This is a genomic window from Bradyrhizobium sp. USDA 372, assembly GCF_053629095.1.
On sequence record NZ_JBRJHR010000001.1, the window covers coordinates 7263189 to 7285132 of the forward strand.

Sequence of the window (21944 nt, forward strand, 5' to 3'; positions counted from 1 at the left end):
TCTGCTGGACCGCAGATGGCTCCCCCGCCGGAACGAAGCTTCGAGACCGGGCGTTCCTGCGGGAAAAGCTGAGGGCCAGACGTGCCGCGCTATCATTTTGATTTGGTGGATTCTAAAACCGTGGCAGACGAAGGAGGTGCCGAGTTGCCGGATGACATGCAGGCCCTGGACGTTGCCGAAGAAATTGCGCGGCGTCTGCTCGCGCAGCGTCCCGAGCTCAAGGGCCGTCACTTCGCGATCCTCGTCACGAACGAGGATGGTGAGGAAATCGGCCGGGTGCCGTTGGACGTCTTGCACTGAAGCGATGATCTGACATGACCTTCAGGATTGGGGTGATTGCCGACACGCATGGGCTGTTGAGGCCCGAGGCGGAGCGCTGCCTCGCCGGCGTCTCGCACATCATCCACGCCGGCGACATCGGCGCCCAGGCTGTGATGGGCGGGCTTGGCCGCATCGCCCCTGTCACCGCGATCAGAGGAAACGTGGACCGGGGCGCGTGGGCTGAACGCTATCCTGAAACGCAAACGCTGCGCCTCGGCGGTCGCGGCTTCTACGTTCTGCACGACCTCAACGAGCTGGCGATCGATCCTGCCGAGCGCGGCATCGACGTCGTGGTCTCAGGGCATTCCCACCGCGTGCGGATCGAGACCAGGGAAGGCGTGCTTTATCTGAACCCGGGCAGTGCAGGGAAGCGACGCTTCAAGCTGCCGATTACGCTGGCAACGCTCGACCTCGATTCCGCCGGGCCACTGCGGCCCGTCATTCATGATCTCGACCGGATGTGACGGCCAGCCAGCGGCCGCTGCCTAGTGCGTCTTCGATTTCTGCCAACGCTCCAGATCCACCGGCGGCCGTTTCGGATCGATCTGGTCCTTCTCGGGATTGCCTTGCCACGGCTTGTTCGTTTGCCGGTGCGTCGGCATGTCCGTCTGCTGGCGCGGATCGTCAAGCGGTGTCTCTCGCGGGTCGTTTTCAGTTGCCTTCGGCATATGTTTCCCTGTCGAGCTCGCACGATGGCGTTGTGCCACCGCCCTTTAAATAACCCAGGTGACAGCAGGGTGTTCCCTGCGTGGATGAGGCGCCGCTGCGCAGAACAGGAACCATGGCTGCGGCGCTCGCTTATCGAACGCGAGTTGGAGGCGCCCGATGGGAAAGAAGCAATTTGCCGCTCTGCCGTTTCGTCTGGACAAGTCCGAGCTGCGGGTGATGCTGATCACGACCAGGCGCAAGCGCCGGTGGAGCGTCCCGAAGGGATCGCCGATGCGCAACAAGGAGCCGCATCTGACGGCAGCGCTCGAGGCCTATGAGGAGGCGGGCCTGGTCGGTGTCGTGGCAACGCGCGCCTTGGGCAGCTTCAAGCACCGCAAGCGAAAGGGCGATCGCAAGCGGACCATGAACGTTGCCGTCTTCCCCATGAAGGTGCACGGGCGGGAGCGCTGGTGGCCCGAGAAGGGAGAGCGGGAAGCCATCTGGGTCTCGCCCAAGACGGCGGCGCGCCTGGTGCACAAGGCGCAGCTCCGGCGCCTGATCGCCCGCTTCGCGGCGCGGACGGTGCGCGAGGCATCCTCGCCGCCGAGCCGGTGAGGGGTAGTCAGCCTTAGGAACGCCTCGCGCGCCCCGTCATTCAAGCTTGATGGACCAACAAACGACAGGGCTCATATCCGAGGAGCGGCCGCCTCATGAAATCCTGGCAGCGGCGATCGAGCGACGCCGCGCGGTGCTGTTCGTCGGCGCCGGGGTCTCGATGGCGGTCGGCTTGCCGTCCTGGCAGTCGCTGATCGATCACCTCTTGGACGATCTCGGCCTCGAACGCGACGTCATCGACGGAATGCACGGCGGCTATCAGATGCTCGCGGAATATTACCGGATCAGGCGCGGCGGAATCGGCCCGCTGCGCAGCTGGCTCGACCGCAATTGGCGTGTCGATCCCGAGAAGATCGCGGCTTCGGAGCTGCATCGGATGATCGTCGAGTTGGATTTTCCGGTCATCTACACCACCAATTACGACCGCAATCTCGAAACCGCATTCGACGTCCTGAAAAAGCCCTTTGCGAAGATCAGCAACGCGAAGGAGATCGCGAGCGCTCGTGCCGGTGTCACCCACATCATCAAATTCCACGGCGATTTCGACGATGATGCCTCGCTCGTTCTGACCGAGACCGACTTTCTCAACCGGCTCGCCTTCAATTCCCCGCTGGATATCCGCTTTCGCGCCGATGCGCTGGGAAGCACGCTGCTCTTCGTCGGATACAGCATGTCCGATCCGAACATTCGCCTGCTGCTGCACCGGATCTGGCAGATCTGGGACGAGTCCGGGCACAGCCAGGACCGGCCGCGATCCTTCGTGTTCGTCGCGCAGCGCAACCCGGTGCAGGAGGCAGTGCTCGCGAACTGGGGCATTACCACGATCGCCCCGCCCGACGGCATGGCTGCCGATGACGGTCTCAGGCAGCTGCTGTGCGACATTCGCGAGCGGCTCGGCGGCAAGACAGCGCGTAGCGAGCGTCCCGACACCGACAGACATCACTAAATGCGTGATGAGATCAGGTTTGATTGCCACAAGGTAAGTGCACTCCCTCTCCCGCTTGCGGGAGAGGGCTGGGGAGAGGGTGTTTCCGCAATGGGATAGCCCCCTAGAGGAGAAAACCCTCACCCGCGCCTTCGGCGCTCCCTCTCCCGCAAGCGGGAGAGGTTGCACCGAGCCCGTGGCAAATGATTCAACCTAAAGCCATTCCGCTTTAGGGCCGCCGCACGCTGCAGATCTCGTTCGGGACTGGCGTGAGGCTTGCGGCATATTGCATGTCCAGAAAGCCGGCGCACCAGCGCTGCGCCATGGCTGTCTCAGACAGATCGAAGGATTTTTCCGGCCCGGCTTCCTCGCGGCCCGGGCGGTAGCTCAGGAGATGGACCTCGTCGTCGTAGTGGAGGTCCTGGAGCTCGGCGCGGAGCTGACGGGCTTCGAGAGCGTAGCCGAGGCGCTGGAAGGTCTGATTGCCGAAGGTCAGGTCACTCTTGCGCTCCGACGCGGCCTCGAGCCCGTCAGGGACCTTGCCGTCGCGCGGAAACAGATCGACCACATAGAGGCGGAGCGGGCCTGCAGTTTCGAGGATCGGGTCGAACGGCGCGTTCAGCGAGAACCCGCCGTCGACGAGCCAGCGGCCGGCGATCTGCACCGGAGCGAATTCAGGGAGAAACCCGCAGCTGGCCAGGATATGGTCCATTTCGATCCGCTCCGACGCGGTGTCGAACAACACGGCATCGCCGCTCTCGACGTCGGTGGCGCAGATCGTGACGCGCGGATCGCCGCCGTTCAGACGTCCGAAATCGATCAAGCGCTGCAGGCGTTCGCGGGTCGGGCCGAGATCGTAGAGGCCGCCGTAGTGAGAAGCCGGAATCGGGAGGCGGGGATGGAAGAATCCCGAATGGCCCAGCACGCGCGTACTGATGGAGCTCAGCCACGCGAACGTATGGCGGCTCGCGTTCGGCACGTCGGTTGGACTGCTTGGCGCATGCCAATAGCTGCGTAAATTCCGCAGCCGGTCGTCGCGCGCGCTCCCCGCGATCAACGCAGCCGTGATGGCTCCTGCCGACGAACCGGTCACCCAGTCGATCGGCAGCCGAAGCGAAGTGAGTGCTTCAAACACACCGCCATGATAGGCGCCGAGGCCGAGACCGCCCGAGAACGCGACGGCGGAGAGAGGGCGCTCGGCTGCGCTCGCGCCGCCCGGTCCAGCTGCACGGTCGGTCAAGACGAGCGCCAGTTGCCGGTCGGTTGGTCGGGCCGATCACCGGTAACTCCTGTAACGGCGCGCGCAGGCGTAGCGAGGATTGATCGCGAGAGCGGCGGCGAGCAATCGACATTCATCTCAAGTCTCCAATTCCGACATTGAACGCGGCTCTTGATGCGGTGTTCCAAAGGCTCAAGCGATGGATTTTCGGCTGTAAGGGGCATTGCTGGCGGACGTCCCGGCCATTCTTGGCTCGCTGGCTCATCGTTTTCGGCGAAGTCGATCGCTGATCGCGAGCGAACGGCACGCGGCTACTCGGGCAGGGGCGTGTCGGCGATGTCCATCAGCGCGCCGAGGCCTTGGCGGAGGCGCCGCGTCGCGATGCTGTCGTTCGCAAGGCCAAACACCACCAGCGAGCGCGCGGTCACCGCGTAAGCATGCCCGAACTCGAACTCGGCCATCGGCGCGTCGGGACGATTGGTGTCGATCAGGCCGAGCCAGCTGCGTCCGTCGGTGACTTCCGGCAGGGTGAAATTCACGACGTCATGGTGCGCGTTGTAGACCAGCAGCATGGTCGCATCCGAGCCGCGGCGCTTGATGCCGGTCTCCTGCGCGCGGCCGTCGAGCAGCATGCCGAAGCATTTGGCATTGCCGTCCTGCCATTGCTCCGTCGTCATCTCCTCGCCCGATGGCGACAGCCAGGTCACGTCCTTGACGTCGAGCTCCTCGTTGTGCGAGCCGACCAGGAAGCGGCTGCGGTAGAGGATCGGAAACGCCTTGCGGGTGGCGATCAGCTTGCGCACGAACTCGCGCAGGCTGCGGCCGTTCGCGGTGATGCCCATCCAGTTGAGCCAGGTGGTCTCGTTGTCCTGGGCGTACGCGTTGTTGTTGCCGTTCTGGGTGTGCCCGAACTCGTCGCCCGCGAACAGCATCGGCGTGCCGTGGGACAGCAGCATCGTTGCCAGCAGATTCCGCTTCTGGCGCTCGCGCAAGGCGATGATCTCCGGGTCGGTGGTCGGCCCTTCGACGCCACAGTTCCAGGAATGGTTGTTGCTGTGACCGTCGCGATTGTCCTCGCCATTCGCCTCGTTGTGCTTGTCGTTGTACGAGACGAGGTCGTTGAGGTTGAAGCCGTCATGGGCGGTGACGAAGTTGACGCTGGCCCAAGGCCGGCGTCCGCGCTTGTTGAAGAGGTCGCCGGAGCCGGAGACGCGCTTGGCAAAGTCGGCCAGCGTGCCCGGATCGCCCTTCCAGAAGGCGCGCGCGGTATCCCTGAACTTGTCGTTCCACTCGGCCCAGCCCGGCGGAAACTGACCGACCTGGTAGCCACCGGGCCCGACGTCCCAGGGCTCCGCGATCAGCTTGACGCTGGAGAGCACGGGATCCTGGCGGCAGGCGTCGAGGAAGCCGCCGCCTTCATCGAAGCCATAGGGTTCGCGCGCCAGAATGGTGGCGAGATCGAAACGGAAGCCGTCGACCCGCATCTCGGTCGCCCAGTAACGCAAGGAATCGGCGACGAGTTGCAGCACACGCTGATGCGAGAGATTGACGGTGTTTCCGGTGCCGGTGTCGTTGATGTAGTAGCGCTTCTTGTCCGGCAGCAGGCGGTAATAGCTGGCGTTGTCGATGCCCTTGAACGACAGGGTCGGGCCGAGCTCGTTGCCTTCCGCGGTGTGATTGTACACGACGTCGAGAATGATCTCGATGCCATGGGCATGAAACTGGTTGACCGTGGCCTTGAACTCGTTCGCAGACGTCGCCTTCAGGTAGCGCGGATCAGGAGCGAAGAAGGCGATGGAATTGTAGCCCCAGTAATTGCGCAGGCCTTTCTCGACCAGATAGCTGTCGTCGACGAAGGCATGGATCGGCAGCAGCTCGGCGCTGGTGATGCCGAGCGAGCGCAAGTAAGCCGGGATTTCCGAATGTGCGAGCCCCGAGAACGTGCCGCGGTCGGCTTCCGGCACCAGCGGATGCAGCTGGGTGAAGCCCTTGACGTGCATCTCGTAGAAGATCGTGCGTTCCCACGGCACTTCCGGCTTGCGCGCCATGCCCCAGGTAAAGGCGGGATCGATGACGCGGCATTTCTGCATCAAGGGCGCGCTGTCGCGTTCGTCGTAGGAGAGGTCCTTGTCGGCGTGATCCAGCCGGTAGCCGAACAGCTCCGGTCCCCAGCGGAGCTGGCCGACCAGCTGCCTGGCGTAGGGATCGAGCACGAGCTTGTTGGGATTGAAGCGGTGGCCGGCGTCGGGCTCGTAAGGGCCGTGGACGCGATAGCCGTAGACGGTGCCGGGGCGGGCGGAGGGCAGATAGCCGTGCCAGACCTCGTCGGTATATTCGGGAAGCTCGATGCGCTCGAGCTCGGTTTCGCCGGCATCGTCGAACAGGCAGAGCTCGACCTTGGTGGCATGGGCTGAGAACAGCGCGAAATTGACGCCGAGGCCATCCCAGGTGGCGCCGAGCGGGAAGGGTCTGCCTTCGGTGATCCGGGTGCGGCGCAGGCGCGAGGCCGTCCGCGTCAGGGCCTCGTCTGAATGTGCTGGCTGGTCCATCTCTGCCCCCGAATTTCTGCCCCCGAATTGCCCGTCAGGATATCGGCGCCGTCGCGGCAATGGGCTCGACGTCGGCCGGCTTGGACAGCGCGTTGGCTTTCTGCAGAGCCACCTCCTTGCTGATGGCCGGAATGGAGTTGCCGATGCGCCCTACGATCGCGATCAGCTCGGCGTCCGACAGTCCGAGCCGTTTCTTGACGAGGCGTACCTGGGTGCGGTCGGTCAGGTCGAGCTTGTTACGGATCGGTTGCGGCTTCGGGCGGCGCATGGCGACAGCTCCTGTTGGAACGGTAACCGTCGCGCTGCTGATTCCGTTCCCGTCGCGTTGCAAATGTCCGGCGTCGGCGCCGTGGAGGAACGAACGCGTGCGGCTCCGCTTTGTCGCCCCGACGCGCGCAAGCGATCTTGGAGCGTGCCGAGGCGGCATGCGGCGAAAGGCGACGGGCTTGAATCAAAGACTGGGAAAGGCCGAGCAAAGTCGGCGCCATGGTCCCCAGATCGTCGATCAAGGGGTCTCGTTCAACTTGTGGGCGCCGACGGCGCGATCCGTCGAGCTGCTCGAAATCGGCCAGCCGCCACGGAAGATGCCGCGCGATGCGGACGGCTGGTGTCAGCTGCTCAGCCGGACCGCGCGCGCCGGCACGCGCTATCAGTTCAGGATCGACGAAGATCTCCTCGTCCCTGATCCCGCCTCGTGCTTCCAGCCGGACGACGTCGGCGCGCCGAGCGAGGTGATCGATACGGCCGCGTTGAGGGACTCGGTGCTCTATCCGGGCCGTCCCTGGGCGGAAGCCGTGATTTACGAGCTGCATGTCGGCACGTTCAGCGACGAGGGGACCTATGCCGGCGTCGAGAAGAAGTTGCCCTATCTTCGCGATCTCGGCATCACCGCCATCGAGCTGATGCCGCTCAACGACGTCCCAGGACGGCACAATTGGGGCTATGACGGCGTGCTCCTGAACGCGCCGAATGCCCGCTACGGCCGGCCGGAGGATCTCAAGCGGCTGCTGCGGGCCGCGCATGCCCTCGACATCATGGTCTATCTCGACGTCGTCTATAACCATTTCGGGGCGCAGCTGAACTATCTGCATCTCTATGCGGAGAACTTCTTCAATTCGCGCCACACCACTGGATGGGGCCCCGCCGTCAACCTCGAAGGAGCCGACGGCGCGTTCGTGCGCGGATTTCTGATCGAGAATGCGCTGATGTGGCTGCGCGACTATGGGTTTGACGGATTGCGGTTCGATGCCGTTCATGCGCTGAAGGACGATTCGAAGCGTCATTTCCTGGTCGAGCTCGCCGAGACCCTGCGCAGTCAGCTGGCGGGCCGGCGCGTTCATCTGATGCTGGAGAACGAGGCCAATCAGGCGCACCTGCTCGCGCGGTCACAGGGACGCGCGACGTACTACGACGCGCAATGGGGCGACGATTTTCACAACGCGCTCCACGTCCTGCTCACCGGCGAGGACGAAGGTTATTACCGGGCGTTTGCAGACAAGCCGCTCGAACATCTGGCGCGATCCCTGACCGAGGGCTTTGCCTATCAGGGCGAGGTCTTCCCCCTGCACCAGGCGCCGCGCGGCGAGCCGAGCGCGCACCTGCCGCCCGAAGCGACCATCTTCTTCGCCCAGAACCACGACCAGGTCGGCAACCGCGCCTTCGGCGAACGGCTGTCCCGGTTGGTCGGTCCGGACAGACTGGAACTGGCCCTCGCACTGGTTCTGCTCAGTCCGCATATTCCGTTGCTTTTCATGGGCGAGGAAGCGGCAGCCGAAACGCCCTTCCTGTTCTTCGCCGACTGGACGGGCGAACTGACACGGGAGGGCCGCCGCAAGGAGTTTTCGCACTTCAAGGCGTTCGCGACGCCCGAAACGCGCGCCGGGATCCCCGACCCGTGCGACGAAAGAACCTTCCTCGCCTCCAAGCTGGACTGGACCGGCATCGACCAGTCGCCGTCCGGCACAAGGTTCCGGGCGCTGACGGCGCAGCTATTGACGATGCGGCGCGAGAAGATCGTGCCGCTGATCAAACGCGGGTTCGTTTCGGCGCAGCGACAGCTGCTGGGCACCGATCCCCGCTTCGGCGGCGTAGATGTACGCTGGCAGACCGAGCAGGGCGACGTGCTGCAGATCGCCGTCAATTTCGCCGACCACGAACTCCCGATGCCCTCGCTGGTCGACGGCGAGAGCCTGTGGCGATTGCGCTCTCATGTCGCCGGAGGGCTTGGGCCCGGCGACATGATGGTGAGGCTTGGACGGAAGCGCTGACGAGAGACGAGGTCAGCGGGCTATCCGCCGGCCCGGCTCGCGACGGCCGGTGTGGGCGAGGTCGCGAACTTGCCGAGCCCGAGGTAGACGAGGCCGGCCACACCGATCCCGAACAGCCAGCTGAGATCGGCACCGCCGAGCAGATTGATCGAGATCGGTCCCTGCAGCGCGCCGACGAGGCCGTCCTGCACCAGCCATCCGGCAACGAGGCCCGCGAAGAACGCGATCATGCCGGCCCAGTTGATATCGCCATAGGCGCTGGTCTCCGGCGAGCGATAGAGCTCGGCCACCTCGATCTTGCCCTTGCGCTTGATGAAGAAGTCGGCGAGCACCACGCCGGCCCACGGGCTCATCCACAACAGCAGGCTGATCATCCAATTGTCGAATGCCTTCGCAAAGGACGGCGCGAAGATGAAGTAGAGGGTGCCCAGATAGCCGGCGATGCCGACGATGACGGTAAGCCAGAAGCGCGAGAGTTTCAGCCCCGCGCTCAGCGCCGCCAAGGTCGCCGAATAGACGTTGAGGATGTTGGTGGCGATCGGGCCATGCAGCACCATCAAGAGCACGAGGATGCTGACCGGACCGCCGAACACCGCGCTCACCATCTTGGCGGGATCGGTATCCAGCGTCGTCGAGGCGATGGTCGCGCCGAGGATGCCGAGCCAGACCGTCGGCACGAACATGCCGACATAGCTGTACCAGAACACGGCTTTCGACGGCGTCGAGCGCGGCACGAAGCGCGAATAGTCGGAGGCCCAGGTGACCCAGGAAATTCCCCAGCCGACGCCGATTGCGGTCATCAGCAGCGTCAGCATCGCAAGATGCGCGCCGGGCGGCAGCGAGGTGGTCAGGCTCCAGTTGACGACGCCGGGCCGCGTCCAGGCCAGGATGCTCATCAGCACCATGATGGCGATGGTCGGCGGCACCGTGTATTTCTCGAAGGTGCGGATCGCGTAGAAGCCGTAGACGCCGATCAGCACCTGCACCGCCATCACCAGCGTGATGACGATCATCTCGACCAGCCAGGTGTCGGGCACGCCGAACTGGCCGAGGATGCCCATCGAGACCTTGACCGGGAAGTAGGTGTTGACGCCGATCCAGCCCAGCGTCATCAGGAACATCAGTATGCTCGGCAGGTAGGCGCCGCGGACGCCGAAGGCGGACCGGCTCAGCACCATCTGGTTGACGCCGGTCTTGTGCCCCATCACCGTGAAGGTGGCGAAGATCGCGCAGCCCACGATGTTGCCGACCACGATGACCGCGATCGTCTCCATCAGGCCGAGCTTGAGGATGATGCCGAGCGCGCCGAGCGCCCAGTTCACCGGCGCGATGTTGGCGCCGGCCCAGATCCACATCTGCTGCGGCCCGGTCGAGTCCCGGTCCGCGTCGGGAATTGGCTCGATGCTGTGAATATCAGCGCGAAGTTCGGAATCCGTCATGACATCCCCCAATACGAAGCACGCTTCGCATCATCGCAGCATAAATCGTGCCATGGGTTGCGGGGCGGCCGGGCAGGGCACGTTCGGATGCCGGATGCAACGAGGCTCGCCTCGGATGCGACTGCGTTTTCAAGCGCGGGCGATGCTGACGCGCCGACGTGCTGCGTCACACCCGACCTGACGCCTGATGGTCGCGATCGATGCACGGCCGGGCAGCGGTACGATGATAAATTGAGCAGCCCAACTCAAAAGCGCAGCAACCGCCTCTAGTCGAATAGGGCAGCGGCGCTGTCGCGACTGGGATTGCCGGCCACGATGCGCTGCATCATCTCGATGAAGAGCGCCTGTTCCCGCTGGCTCAAATCGCCGAGCGTGGCGCGATGCGCCCGCCGTGCTGCGCCCTCGATTCTGATCAGCAGCGCGGCGCCGGCGGGCGTCAGGCGGCACAATCGCGCGCGCCGATCGTCCTTGTTCACCGCGCGCTCGACCAGGTTCCGTGCGGCGAGCCGCTTCAATGCGCCTGTCGTCGTGGTGCGGTCGAGCGCGATATCGGCCGCCAAAGTGGTCTGGTCGGCGGTTTCGCGCACCGCCAGCGCCGAGAGCAGGCTGTATTGCAGCGGCGTGACCTCGAATTCGCCGCAGGCCTCCTGAAACAGCGCAACGTGAATCTGATGCAAGCGCCGGATCAAATAGCCGGGCCGTTCCGACAATGGCCAGGGGCGGTGCTTGCCCCCGCTGCGACTTTTCCTGGCTTGCCGCAATGCACGCTCTCCCAACCCCAGACCTTCCGCGCTTAGCTCGATTCGAACGCGCTCGCCACAACAGCATCATGGCACGAAGCTTGCTTTTATCCAAATGCGAAGCATGCTTCGTAATTCGAGAGCGGGGCAACCGCCTGCGCAAGAGCCTGAGGAGAGCGCCATGTCCGTCACTGCCAGCTTCGATCTTCTGCTGCGAGGTGGCCGCGTGATCTGTCCGGCCTCCGGCGTCGATGGCCTCCAGGACGTCGCCATCCGCAATGGCAAGGTCGCGGCGGTCGCATCCGACATTCTGCCGACCAGCGCGAAGGAGATCGTCGATGTCAGCGGCAAGCTCGTGCTGCCTGGGCTGATCGACACCCACGCCCACGTCTACCAATATGTCTCCGGCCGCTTCGGCATGAACCCCGACATGGTCGGCGTGCAATCCGGCGTGACGACGCTGGTCGATCAGGGCGGTCCGTCCTGCATGACGCTGCCGGGCTTCCGCCATTTCATTGCCGAGCAAGCGGCCTCGCGCGTCTATGCGTTTATCTCCGCCTATCTCGTCGGCGGCCTCGAGGGCCACTTCTATCCGCAGCTCTACAGCCCCGACGGCGTCGACATCGATGCCACCGTCAAGGCGGCGACGGCCAATCTCGATCTCGTGCGCGGCATCAAGGCTCACGCCGAGATCGGCGGCTTCGCGCGCTGGGGCATTCGCGTCATCGAGATGGCAGCCGAGATCGGCAAGCGCGCCGACCTGCCGGTCTATGTGCATTTCGGCCAGCTCTGGGGCCTGCCCGAGAGCGGCGCCAATGGCGAGGATGCCGACACCATCCTCACCCGCGTAATCCCGCTCTTGCGCGAGGGCGACATCCTCGCTCATCCCTTCACGCGCCATCCCGGCGGCTTCGTCAATCGCGAGGGCGAGGTGCACCCGGTGATCCAGGCCGCGCTGGACCGCGGCCTCAAGGTCGATGTCGGCCACGGCAGCCACTTCTCCTATCGGCTTGCGAAGAAGGCGATCGCTGCCGGCATCATTCCGACCACGCTCGGCGCCGACATCCACGGCTACAACACCCATGTGCCCGCGCCGGCGGGAACGCCGGACCAGCACGAGGACGACGAGAACCATCCCTTCGCCGGCCAGGCCAAGTTCAGTCTGGTCCAGGCGATGAGCTCGATGATGGCGCTCGGCCTGTCGCTGGAGCAGGTGGTGCCGATGGTCACCTCCAATCCGGCCAAAATGCTCGGCCGCAGCGGGGAGATCGGCGCGCTCAAGGTCGGCATGGACGCCGACGTCTCCGTGCTCACCGAGCAGAATGGCCGCTTCGTCCTCAAGGACAACGAGAAGAACGAGGTGATCGCCGAGCGCCTGCTGCAGCCGGCCTTCTGCCTGCGCGCCGGCACGCGCTTCGACGCGGTCGCGCCGATCCTGCCGCAGGCCGTCGCGGCATAAGGCCGGGCCGTGAAGGAGGGCGCGCGGGTGCGCAACGAGCGAGAGTTTCCGCACGGAAAGACCGGGCAGGGCGTGGGCGCGCGGCTGCCGCGCAAGGAAGACGACCGCCTGATGCGCGGTCGCGGCCAGTATGTCGGCGACGTCAGGCTCGCCGGCCTTCAGGACGTCGCCTTGGTGCGCAGCCCGCTGGCGCATGCGCGCATCCGCGGCATTCACGTGCCCGAACGTTATCGGGGCAGTGTCTTCACCGCTGCCGATCTCGTCGGCATCAAGCCGATCCGCGCGGTGTCGGGGCTGCCGGGCTTCAAGATTTCCGAGCAGCCGGTGCTGGCCACCGGCAAGGTGCGCCAGGTCGGTGAGCTCGTCGCGATGTGTCTCGCGCCGACCCGGGCCGAGGCGGAGGATATCGCGGCCTCCGTGGCGCTCGATCTGGAGGAGCTGCCCGCAATCCATGACATGCTCAAGGCGCGCGAGCCTGGCTCGGCGCTGGTGCACGAGCATTGGGGCGACAACGTCTTCCTGGAGACCAATTACGAGGTCGACATCTCCGCCGCGCTCGACGCGCCGATCAAGGTGACGCGCGAGATCTCGACCGCGCGGCAATGCATGTCGCCGCTGGAAGGCCGCGGCGTGGTCGCGACCTTCGACAAGAGGCTCGACCAGCTCACGCTGCACTCGGCGGCACAGATGCCGCACATTACGCGCAGCGGCCTTGCCGAATGCCTCGGCATGGAGGAGGGCCAGATCCGCGTGATCTCGCCCGATGTGGGCGGCGGTTTCGGTCACAAGGGCATTCTGCTGCCCGAAGAGGTCTGCCTGTCCTGGCTGACAATGCGCTGCGGCCATCCGGTGCGCTGGCTGGAAGACCGCCGCGAGCACCTCGTCGCCAGCTCCAATTGCCGCGAGCATCATTACAAGATCACGGTCTATGCTGACAGCGACGGCACGCTGCGCGGTATCGATTGCGAGGCGACCGTGGATTCCGGCGCCTATTCGTCCTATCCGTTCTCGGCCTGTCTCGAAGCCGCGCAGGTCGCGAGCATTTTGCCCGGTCCCTACAAGATGCCGGCTTATCGCTGCCGCACCTTCTCGGTCGCCACCAACAAATGCCCGATTTTGCCGTATCGCGGCGTCGCGCGCACCGGCGTCTGCTTTGCGCTGGAATTGATGCTGGACCTCGTAGCGGCGGAAGCCGGTCTCGAGCCCGGCGAGGTGCGGCTGCGCAATCTGGTGCGCCCCGAGCAGATGCCGTTCGACAATATCACCAGGAAGCATTTCGACAGCGGCGATTATCCGGAAGCGATGCGCCGCGCGCTCGCGGCCATCGAGATCGACGCCATCCGCGCCAGGCAAAAGCAGGGCGAGGCCGACGGCCGCCGCATCGGCGTCGGCGTCTCCATCTATTGCGAGCAGGCCGCGCACGGCACCTCGGTCTATTCCGGCTGGGGCATCCCGATGGTGCCGGGCCACGAGCAGGCCTCGGCCCGGATGACGCCGGACGGCGGCCTCGAACTGCGCGTCGGCGTGCACTCGCACGGGCAGGGCATGGAGACCACGCTCGCCCAGGTCGCGCATGAAATCCTCGGCGTGGATGTCGCGAACATCCGCATCATCCTCGGCGACACCGCGATGACGCCCTATTCGACCGGCACCTGGGGCTCGCGCTCGATGGTGATGGCGGGTGGTGCGGTCGCGACCGCCTGCCGCGAGCTCGGCGAACGTGCGCGCCGCATCGGCGCTAAACTATTGCAGCACGATCCGGCCGCCGTGGTGTTGCAGAACGGCGAGGTGCGCGGCGTCAACGGCAGCGTCAGCCTGAAGGCGATCGCCCACACCTGGTACCGCCGCCCACAGGATTTGCCGGCAGACGTCGATCCCGGCGGGCTGGAGGTGACGCAAGGCTACAAGCCCGTGCGCGACAGCGGCACCTTCAGCTATGCCGCGCATGCCGCCGTCGTCGCGGTTGATCCCGATCTCGGCGAGGTCGAGATCCTCGACTACGTGATCGTCGAGGACGGCGGCGTGCTGGTCAATCCGCTCGTCGTCGACGGCCAGATCTATGGCGGCCTGGCACAGGGCATCGGCACCGCGCTCTACGAGGAAATGCCGTTCGATGCCTCCGGCCAGCCCTTGGCGACGACGCTCGCCGACTACCTGCTGCCCGGCCCGACCGAGGTCCCGGCCGCGCGCCTCGACCACATGGAGACGCCGTCGCCTTACACGCAGTTCGGCGTCAAGGGCATCGGCGAGGGCGGTGCGATTGCGCCGCCGGCCGCGATCGCCAATGCCGTCAACGACGCGCTGCGCCCGCTCGGCGTCGAGCTGATGCAGTCGCCGATCACACCGCATCGGATCGTCGCGGCCGTGCTGGCTGCGCGTGCGGCTGAGAGGAGCGCGGCATGAAACCGGCGCCCTTCGCCTACGAGCGCCCGCGCGACCTTAATGCGGCACTGTCGATGCTCGCCGCAAATAGCGGATCGGCAAAGATTATCGCCGGCGGCCAGTCGCTCGGGCCGATGCTCAATCTGCGGCTGGTGCAGCCGGAGCTCATCATCGACATCTCCGGCCTGGCCGAGCTCAAGCGTGCAGAAGTCTCCGGCGGCGAGTTGGTGCTCGGCGCGCTCGTCACCCATGCCGATATCGAGGACGGCCGCACGGCCGATGTGACCCGCGGCGCGATGCGGGCAGTCGCCGCCAACATCGCCTATCGCGCGGTGCGCAACCGCGGCACGATCGGCGGCTCGCTCAGCCACGCCGATCCTGCCGCGGACTGGATTTCAGCGCTGGCGGCCTTAGGCGCGCGGGTGATGCTGCGCAGCCTTGCCGGTGCGCGATCGATGGCGGTCGAAGCGTTTGTGGTCGGTGCGCTGGAATCCGCGCTGCATGTCGGCGAGATCGTCGAGGCGGTCCACGTGCCGGCACGATCGGCGACGGCACATTGGGGCTACGCCAAGAGCTGCCGCAAGACCGGCGAATTCGCGCATGCCATCGGCGCGGTGCTGGTCGATCCCGCTGCCGCCTCGGCGCGTGTCGTGATCGGTGCGATCGATACCGCGCCCATCGTCATCACTGATGCCGCGGTGCTGTTCGGCGGCCGGATCGCCGCCGACTACAAGCAACGTTTCGATGTCCGTGCCGCCGATGCTCTGCTCGCAAGCGCCGGCATCGACGATGCCGCGCAGCGCCACATCCACGTCAGTGTGCTGAAGCGTGCCGTCCAGGAGGCCGCGGCATGACCACGATCGCGCTTCAGGTCAACCGGCGTGCGGTAGAGGTCTCGGCCGAGCCGCGCACCAGCCTTGCCGATTTCGTCCGCGACAAGCTCGATCTCACCGGCACCCATCTCGGCTGCGAGCATGGGGTCTGCGGCGCCTGCACCGTGCTGCTCGACGGCGTGCCGGCGCGCTCCTGCATCACCTATGCGGCAGCCTGCGACGGCGCTGACGTCACCACCATCGAAGGCCTCGACGAGGACGAGATCACCACCGAACTGCGCGCCGCCTTCACCCGCGAGCATGCGCTGCAATGCGGCTATTGCACGCCGGGCATGCTGGTCTCGGCGCGCGACCTGGTGCTGCGCCTGCCCGATGCCGACGAGCGCCGCATTCGCGTCGGCCTCAGCGGCAATCTCTGCCGCTGCACCGGCTATGTCGGAATCGTGCGCGCGGTGCAGTCCGTGATCGAGGCGAGGCGCGCGCGCAACGTCGCGCCGGTGGAGGATGGCGGCCGAACCGTGCTTGGTCCTGCCGGCTCTGGTCGCGCGGCGACCGCCCGGAACGAGCTGCAGCCTGCGCGCCAGGCTCCGGTTGCGGCATCGGAGAGCGCCGCGACGGTCAGCATCCCCGACTTCACCCCGGCAACCGTGCTCGACCAGCGCTTCACACTGCCGCATCCGCCGGCAAAGGTGTTTGCGATGTTCGACGACATCGCAGCCATCGCCGCCTGCCTGCCCGGCGTGTCGCTGACATCGCCGCCGAGGCCGGAGCGCGTGGAGGGATCGATCCGCGTCAGGCTCGGGCCGATCGCAGCAAGCTTCGAGGGCGCCGCTCGGGTCGAGCGCGATCCCGCAATGCTGTCGGGGCGCATCGTCGGCATCGGCTCCGACCAGCGCAGCCATTCGGCGACGCAAGGTGAGATCCGCTATCGCCTGCTTGCGCGCGAAGACGGCGCGGCGACGGCCGTCGAGCTGTCGATCGGCTACACGCTCACGGGAATGCTGGCGCAGGTCGGCCGCCCAGGCTTGGTGCGCGATCTCGCCCGCCGTCTGGTCGCGGACTTCGCCGCCAATCTCGATCGCCACATGTCCGGCGCGCCGTCAGGGCAGGCGGCCGCGGCAGAGCTTAGTGGCTGGTCGATTGTCTCGGATGTTTTGCGAGCCCGGCTCGCACGCATGTTTGGCCGCGCCTTCACCGGGAGAGATGGCGCGGAATGATCGGCGCGCCGGCGCCGCGGAGTGACGAAGCCTGGACTGCCTAGACATCAACAGCGTGGGATTTGGAGAGACAGCATGACACGAACATTCGGACTGGTTCCGGCAATCGCGCTGGCGACGGCCTTGTTCGGCGGCGCCGCGGGGGCGCAGACCATCAAGATCGGCGTCAACGAGCCGCTCACCGGCGCTTTCGCCGCGTCCGGCACTTACGTCGTCAACGGTGCCAAGATCGCCGCCGACGAGATCAACGCCAAGGGCGGCGTGCTCGGCAAGAAGATCGAGCTCGTGATCGAGGACAACAAGAGCAACCCGACGGAGGCCGCCGCCGTCGCCGAGAAGCTCATCACCAGCGACAAGGTGCCGGTCCTGATGGGCGCCTGGGGCTCGAGCCTGACGCTCGCGGTGATGCCGAAGCTGATGGAATACGAGACGCCGATGGTGGTGGAGACCTCGTCCTCCGGCAAGATCACGACGACGGGCAATCCCTTCATCTTCCGCATCTCGCCGCCGTCAGCGGTGGAAGCGGCCGCGTTCAAGGGCATCGTCGACAAGCTCGCGCTGAAGAAGGTCGACTTCCTCGTCATCAACAACGACTGGGGCCGCGGCACCGCCGAGGACTTCAGCAAGATGATGAAGGACAAGGGCATCACCATTGGCCTCGTCGAAACCATGGATCAGGGCGCGCAGGACATGAGCGCGCAGCTCTCCAAGATCAAGAGCTCGGATTCCGAGACGGTCATCGTCACGACCGCAGTCGACCAGCTTACGCTGATCTTCAAGCAGGCGGCCGCGCTGGGCTTGAAGAAGCGCATCATCACCACCGGCGGCTCGCAGAACCCGGACCAGATCATCGCGCAGGCGGGCGCCGCTGCCAACGGCACCATGCATCTGACGACGTTCCTGCCCTGGTTCCCGGACAAGACGCCGAACCCGGAAGCCACCAACTATTTCATCACGGAATGGAAGAAGCGCGGCTTCGAGTTCGCCGGCTGCACCGAGAGTTTTCGTGGCTATGACGGCATCCGCACCGCGGCGGCCGCGATCGAGAAGGCCGGCAAGGCCGAACCCGCCGCGATCAAGGCGGCGCTCTGGAACATCAACATCAAGGGATTGAATGGCGACATCGTGTTCCGCAAGTCCGGCCCCGAGGGCAAGGAGAGCGGGCAGAGCCAGCCGAACGTCTATCTCATCGAGATCAACGACGGCAAGGTCGAGATGAAGACGCTTTAGCATCTATCAATCCCGGGCGAGGGCGGCATCGTCGCTCTCGCCTCACTACGTAGGGCTATCTCATATGAGGAAAGACGTGGTGGACAGCTTGCCTGCGGCCCATCCTTCGAGACGCCCGCCTTTGGCGGGCCTCAGGATGAGGTCGCGTTTTGCGGAGAGATATCAGACCCTCATGGTGAGGAGCCCGCCAAAGCGGGCTCGCCGGACGATGCTCCGCATCGCCGGGCGAACCATGCAGGCCGAACTCGCCCGGATGCCTTCTGTCATAAGCGGTAGCGCTACTATTCGGGAACGGCTTTGAGCGAATTCCTCCAGCATCTGGTCAACATGCTCGTGCTCGGCGGCACCTATGCGCTGCTGGGCATCGGGCTGACCTTGATCTTCGGCATCATGAACGTCGTGAACTTCACGCATGGCGTGCTCTACACGTTCGGCGCCTACATCATGTTCATCGTGGTGCAGCAGCTCGGGTTGAACTTCTTCCTCGCGCTGCCGGTTGCCGTGCTGGCCGGGTGGCTACTGGGTGCAGCGATCGAATTGACCCTGCTGCGGCCGCTGCGCGGCTCCGACATCGACACCACCATGCTGGTCATGATCGGCGCCTGGATAGCGATGCAGTCCGGCACGCTGTGGATCTGGGGCGGCGTCGCCAAATCAGTGGCAACGCCGTTTCCGGAGGCGCCGCTGGTGCTCGGGCCGGTCTCCGTATCCTGGCTGCGCCTGTTCGTGCTCGCTGCAGCCGCGCTGCTGATCCTGGTGACATACCTCTTGATCAACAAGACCAGCCTCGGCCGCGCGATGCGGGCGACGTTCCAGGACCACGACACGGCCTCGCTGATGGGCGTCAATGTCGACATGATCTACACCTCGACCTTCGCGATCGGCTCCAGCCTCGCGGCGGCCGCGGGGGCTCTGCTCGGTCCGGTCTATGTCATCTTTCCGCAGATGGGCGATCTCGCCGCGGTGAAGGCCTTCGCCATCGTCATTCTCGGCGGCCTCGGCAACATCACCGGCGCGGTGATCGGCGGCTTCATCCTGGCGCTCGCCGAGGAGCTCGGCGCCGGCTACGTCTCGTCGGGCTACCGCGACGCCATGGGCTTTCTGATCATCATCGCCGTCCTGATCTTCCGGCCGACCGGCCTGTTCGCGCGCGCGGAGCGCGTCGGATGAGGACGATCATCACCATCCTCGCCGTCGCTGCGCTTGCCTCCGTGCCGCTCTGGCTGCGCGATCCCTATCTGCTCAATGCGCTGATCACCACCGGCATCTTCGTCATCGGCGCGATGAGCCTCAATCTGCTGCTCGGCTTCACCGGCCAGCTCAGCCTCGGCCACATCGCCTTCTTCGGCATCGGCGCCTATGTCAGCGCGCTGACATCGCTCGGCTTCGACATCGGCCTGCCCGGCGACTTCCGCCTGGTTCACGCGCCCTGGCCGCCGATCGCAGGCTTCGTGCTCGCGATCCTGATTGCCGGATTGTGCGGCTATTTCGTCGGCCTGCTCTCGTTCCGCGTCCGCGGCGCCTATTTCGTCATTGTCACGATCTCCTTTGCCGAGGTCGTGCGGCTGGTCGCGCTGAACTGGGTCGAGTTGACGCAGGGACCGCTGGCGCTGACCAACATCCCCTCCATCGCGCTGCCATTGCCCGGCTTCGGTGAGCTGACGCTGCGCACGAAATTCCACAACTACTATCTGGTGCTGGTGGTGGCGCTCATCGCCTATCTCCTGATCGCACGCCTCGTTCACTCCCATTTCGGCCGCGCCATGCGCGGGTTGATGGAAAATGAAACGCTCGCCGTCTCCGTCGGCATTGACGTGACCAGGACTCTGACGATCGCGGCGGTGATCTCGGCCGCGATCGCGGGCGCGGCCGGCAGCCTCTATGCTCATTACATCCGGATCATCGACCCCGAAGTGTTCGCCTTCATCAACACCGTCACCATGGTGATCATGGTGATCAGCGGTGGCAAGGGCTCGCTGGCGGGGCCCGTCGTCGGCGGCCTGATCTTCGGGCTTCTGCCGGTCGCGCTTCGTCCGGTCATGGCGCCGGAGGCGCAATGGATCGCCTATGGCGGCGTGCTGATCGCGATCCTGTTCGTGCTGCCGCGCGGCATCGTGCCGTCGCTGGCGCAGCGGTTGACCCGGCAACGGAGCGCGACGGCGGCGCTGGCACCGGTCGCGCTCAGTGAAACCAGCGCCAAGGAGTCGGCCTGATGACGGCGCGCAGCATCGCCATGACCATCGATCAAGTCGCGGTGCGCTTCGGCGGACTGGTCGCGATCTCCGACATGAGCTTTGACGTCGGCGAGGGCGAGATCGTCAGCCTGATCGGGCCGAACGGCGCCGGCAAGACCACCGCCTTCAACGTCATGACCGGATTCCTGACGCCGAGCGCGGGCCGCGTCACCTATCGCAACACTGGGCTCGCCGGATTGAAGCCGCATGAGATCGCCGATCTAGGCCTGATCCGCACCTTCCAGCGCACCAGCGTATTCCCGAACGACACCGTCTACGACAACCTCCTGATCGGCCTGCACCGGCAGGGTCGGGTTCGGCTGCTCGACGCCATCCTCGGCCTGCCAGGCGCGCGCGCCTCGGAGCGCCGCTTACGGCAGCGGGCGAGCGAGCTGCTCGAATGGGTCGGGCTCGAACGCCGCGCCCACGATGCCGCTGGCTCGCTGTCCTACGGCGAGCAGCGTCTCGTTGGCGTCGCGCTGGCGCTTGCAGCCGAGCCGTCGATGCTGCTGCTCGACGAGCCCGTCTCCGGCATGAACGCCTCGGAGACGCACCGCTTCGTCGAATTGATCCGCAGCATTCGCGACCGCGGCATCACCATCCTGCTGGTCGAGCACGACATGCCGATGGTGATGACGGTCTCGGATCGCATCGTGGTGCTCAACTATGGCCGCATCATCGCCGAAGGGACACCGGAGGTGATCCGCAACGATCCCGCGGTCATCGAAGCCTATCTCGGACATGGAGCGGGGCGTGCTTGAGATCCGCGACATGGTCTGCACCTACGGCGGCGTCACCGCGCTGCGCGGCATCTCGCTCGACGTGAAGGCCGGCCAGCTGGTCGCCCTGATCGGCGCCAACGGCGCCGGCAAGAGTACGACGCTGCGCGCGATTTCCGGCCTGGTGCCGCCGCGCTCGGGCCAGATGAAATTCGAGGGCATCGACATCACCGGCGCGAGGCCGCCGCGCGTGCTGGCGAGCGGCATCGCGCATTGCCCGGAAGGGCGGCGCGTGTTTCCGCATATGAGCGTCGAGGAAAATCTCGACATGGGGGCTTACCTCCGGCGTGGTTCGGGCGAGATCGCGGCCGACCGCGACCGCATCTACACGGAATTTCCGCGGCTCGCCGAGCGGCGCCGGCAGGCGGCGGGCACGCTGTCGGGCGGCGAGCAGCAGATGCTCGCGATCGGGCGCGCGCTGATGTCGCGGCCGCGGCTGATCATGTTCGACGAGCCCTCGCTCGGGCTCGCGCCCAACATCGTCGAGCGCACTTTTGCGATCATTCGCGGCATTCGCGATGCCGGCACCACGGTGCTGCTGGTCGAGCAGAACGCCTTCGCCGCGCTCGAGATGTGCGACCACGCCTATCTGCTCGAGAACGGCCGCATCGTGCTGTCGGGCGCCGGCACCGAGCTGATCGCGAACGAGCATGTGCGCAAGGCCTATCTCGGTGGGTGACGACGCCGGGTGGATTGCCGTCTGCGATCTCGACCGGCTGAAGGCGGAGACGATCGTCCGCGTCCCCGGATGCGACCTGCTCGTGATCTGGAACGAGGGCGATGTCGTCGCCTGCGAACGTGCATGTCCGCACGAACAGGCTGATCTGGCCTTGGGGCAGGTGAGCACGGGGCGGCTGTATTGCCCGCGTCACGCGGCATCGTTCGATTTGCGCGATGGCGCGATCACCGCGGGATGGCCGAGTCCGCCGTTGCGGCTTTATCCGGCGCGGATCAAGGGCGAGAAAATCTGGATTGAGCTGCAGGAGTGGCAGCCGGGGCGATGATGACATCATGCCCCTGTTTTGCCCGACGAGTCAAAGCGGTCACGACGGTGTCGATGGGCCTTCGAAAAATGTCCCTTTGAGAA

Annotated in this window: 21 protein-coding genes; 15 read left to right on the forward strand and 6 right to left on the reverse strand. The window is 65.6% G+C overall.

The annotated features are described in order from the left end of the window. Positions 1 to 81: 81 nt before the first annotated feature. Together AB7M16_RS33800 and AB7M16_RS33805 are read left to right on the forward strand one after the other, a co-directional pair. Entirely contained in the window at positions 82 to 300 is a 219-nt protein-coding gene (locus tag AB7M16_RS33800) for a DUF6894 family protein (protein ID WP_453946605.1), read from the forward strand. 14 nt (positions 301 to 314) lie between these two features. Further along, positions 315 to 785 carry a metallophosphoesterase family protein gene (locus AB7M16_RS33805; RefSeq protein ID WP_453946606.1) on the forward strand — a complete coding sequence of 157 codons (471 nt, stop codon included), beginning with the start codon at positions 315 to 317 and terminating at the stop codon, positions 783 to 785. A gap of 21 nt (positions 786 to 806) precedes the next feature. Here the strand turns inward: AB7M16_RS33805 and AB7M16_RS33810 are convergent, their stop codons facing one another. After that, a complete protein-coding gene (locus tag AB7M16_RS33810) occupies positions 807 to 989 on the reverse strand; it encodes a hypothetical protein (protein WP_212256679.1) in 183 nt (60 codons plus the stop codon). 157 nt (positions 990 to 1146) lie between these two features. Here AB7M16_RS33810 and AB7M16_RS33815 point away from each other — a divergent pair, with 157 nt between their 5' ends. Further along, the gene (locus AB7M16_RS33815; RefSeq protein WP_453946607.1) at positions 1147 to 1584 is read left to right on the forward strand and encodes an NUDIX hydrolase; all 438 of its coding nucleotides are present in this window, start codon (positions 1147 to 1149) and stop codon (positions 1582 to 1584) included. Between the two features lie 49 nt (positions 1585 to 1633). After that, positions 1634 to 2530: an SIR2 family NAD-dependent protein deacylase gene (locus AB7M16_RS33820; RefSeq protein WP_453946608.1), complete on the forward strand. Its 897-nt coding sequence runs from the start codon at positions 1634 to 1636 to the stop codon at positions 2528 to 2530. Positions 2531 to 2738: 208 nt separating this feature from the next. On the opposite strand, the gene AB7M16_RS33825 is transcribed toward AB7M16_RS33820, so the two are convergent. The 3 genes from AB7M16_RS33825 to AB7M16_RS33835 form a co-directional block, all read right to left on the reverse strand. Beyond that, positions 2739 to 3749, reverse strand: a complete 1011-nt coding sequence (locus AB7M16_RS33825) for a patatin-like phospholipase family protein (protein ID WP_172784465.1) — start codon at positions 3747 to 3749, stop codon at positions 2739 to 2741. 290 nt (positions 3750 to 4039) lie between these two features. Then, positions 4040 to 6277, reverse strand: a complete 2238-nt coding sequence (gene glgX, locus AB7M16_RS33830) for a glycogen debranching protein GlgX (RefSeq protein ID WP_453946609.1) — start codon at positions 6275 to 6277, stop codon at positions 4040 to 4042. A gap of 34 nt (positions 6278 to 6311) precedes the next feature. Continuing rightward, a complete protein-coding gene (locus tag AB7M16_RS33835) occupies positions 6312 to 6545 on the reverse strand; it encodes a hypothetical protein (protein ID WP_453946610.1) in 234 nt (77 codons plus the stop codon). A 178-nt stretch (positions 6546 to 6723) separates the two neighbouring features. On the opposite strand from AB7M16_RS33835, the gene treZ reads away from it, so the two are divergent. Further along, on the forward strand, positions 6724 to 8544 hold the full coding sequence (gene treZ / locus AB7M16_RS33840; RefSeq protein ID WP_453946611.1) for a malto-oligosyltrehalose trehalohydrolase: 1821 nt from the start codon (positions 6724 to 6726) through the stop codon (positions 8542 to 8544). Positions 8545 to 8564: 20 nt separating this feature from the next. Here treZ and AB7M16_RS33845 read toward each other — a convergent pair whose 3' ends face one another. Then, a complete protein-coding gene (locus tag AB7M16_RS33845; protein WP_453946612.1) occupies positions 8565 to 9983 on the reverse strand; it encodes a cytosine permease in 1419 nt (472 codons plus the stop codon). Between the two features lie 266 nt (positions 9984 to 10249). After that, on the reverse strand, positions 10250 to 10693 hold the full coding sequence (locus AB7M16_RS33850) for a MarR family winged helix-turn-helix transcriptional regulator (RefSeq protein WP_172784470.1): 444 nt from the start codon (positions 10691 to 10693) through the stop codon (positions 10250 to 10252). A gap of 211 nt (positions 10694 to 10904) precedes the next feature. On the opposite strand from AB7M16_RS33850, the gene AB7M16_RS33855 reads away from it, so the two are divergent. From AB7M16_RS33855 to AB7M16_RS33900, 10 genes are all read left to right on the forward strand, one after another. After that, positions 10905 to 12182, forward strand: a complete 1278-nt coding sequence (locus AB7M16_RS33855) for an amidohydrolase/deacetylase family metallohydrolase (RefSeq protein ID WP_453946613.1) — start codon at positions 10905 to 10907, stop codon at positions 12180 to 12182. A gap of 9 nt (positions 12183 to 12191) precedes the next feature. Further along, positions 12192 to 14585, forward strand: coding sequence for a xanthine dehydrogenase family protein molybdopterin-binding subunit (locus tag AB7M16_RS33860; RefSeq protein ID WP_453946614.1), 2394 nt, complete (start codon positions 12192 to 12194; stop codon positions 14583 to 14585). Next, a complete protein-coding gene (locus tag AB7M16_RS33865) occupies positions 14582 to 15418 on the forward strand; it encodes an FAD binding domain-containing protein (RefSeq protein WP_453946615.1) in 837 nt (278 codons plus the stop codon). Before AB7M16_RS33860 ends, AB7M16_RS33865 begins: the two co-directional genes overlap by 4 nt. After that, complete coding sequence (locus tag AB7M16_RS33870; protein ID WP_453946616.1) at positions 15415 to 16614, forward strand: xanthine dehydrogenase family Fe-S subunit; 1200 nt, start codon at positions 15415 to 15417, stop codon at positions 16612 to 16614. Before AB7M16_RS33865 ends, AB7M16_RS33870 begins: the two co-directional genes overlap by 4 nt. Positions 16615 to 16689: 75 nt before the next feature. After that, the gene (locus tag AB7M16_RS33875; protein ID WP_453946617.1) at positions 16690 to 17844 is read left to right on the forward strand and encodes an ABC transporter substrate-binding protein; all 1155 of its coding nucleotides are present in this window, start codon (positions 16690 to 16692) and stop codon (positions 17842 to 17844) included. Between the two features lie 297 nt (positions 17845 to 18141). Next, complete coding sequence (locus AB7M16_RS33880; RefSeq protein WP_453946618.1) at positions 18142 to 19014, forward strand: branched-chain amino acid ABC transporter permease; 873 nt, start codon at positions 18142 to 18144, stop codon at positions 19012 to 19014. After that, positions 19011 to 20057: a branched-chain amino acid ABC transporter permease gene (locus tag AB7M16_RS33885; RefSeq protein ID WP_453946619.1), complete on the forward strand. Its 1047-nt coding sequence runs from the start codon at positions 19011 to 19013 to the stop codon at positions 20055 to 20057. The genes AB7M16_RS33880 and AB7M16_RS33885 overlap by 4 nt, the downstream gene beginning before the upstream one ends. Then, positions 20057 to 20839: an ABC transporter ATP-binding protein gene (locus AB7M16_RS33890; protein ID WP_453946620.1), complete on the forward strand. Its 783-nt coding sequence runs from the start codon at positions 20057 to 20059 to the stop codon at positions 20837 to 20839. Before AB7M16_RS33885 ends, AB7M16_RS33890 begins: the two co-directional genes overlap by 1 nt. Next, on the forward strand, positions 20832 to 21536 hold the full coding sequence (locus tag AB7M16_RS33895) for an ABC transporter ATP-binding protein (RefSeq protein ID WP_172784478.1): 705 nt from the start codon (positions 20832 to 20834) through the stop codon (positions 21534 to 21536). Before AB7M16_RS33890 ends, AB7M16_RS33895 begins: the two co-directional genes overlap by 8 nt. Next, a complete protein-coding gene (locus AB7M16_RS33900) occupies positions 21529 to 21861 on the forward strand; it encodes a Rieske (2Fe-2S) protein (protein WP_453946621.1) in 333 nt (110 codons plus the stop codon). Before AB7M16_RS33895 ends, AB7M16_RS33900 begins: the two co-directional genes overlap by 8 nt. Positions 21862 to 21944 lie beyond the last annotated feature (83 nt).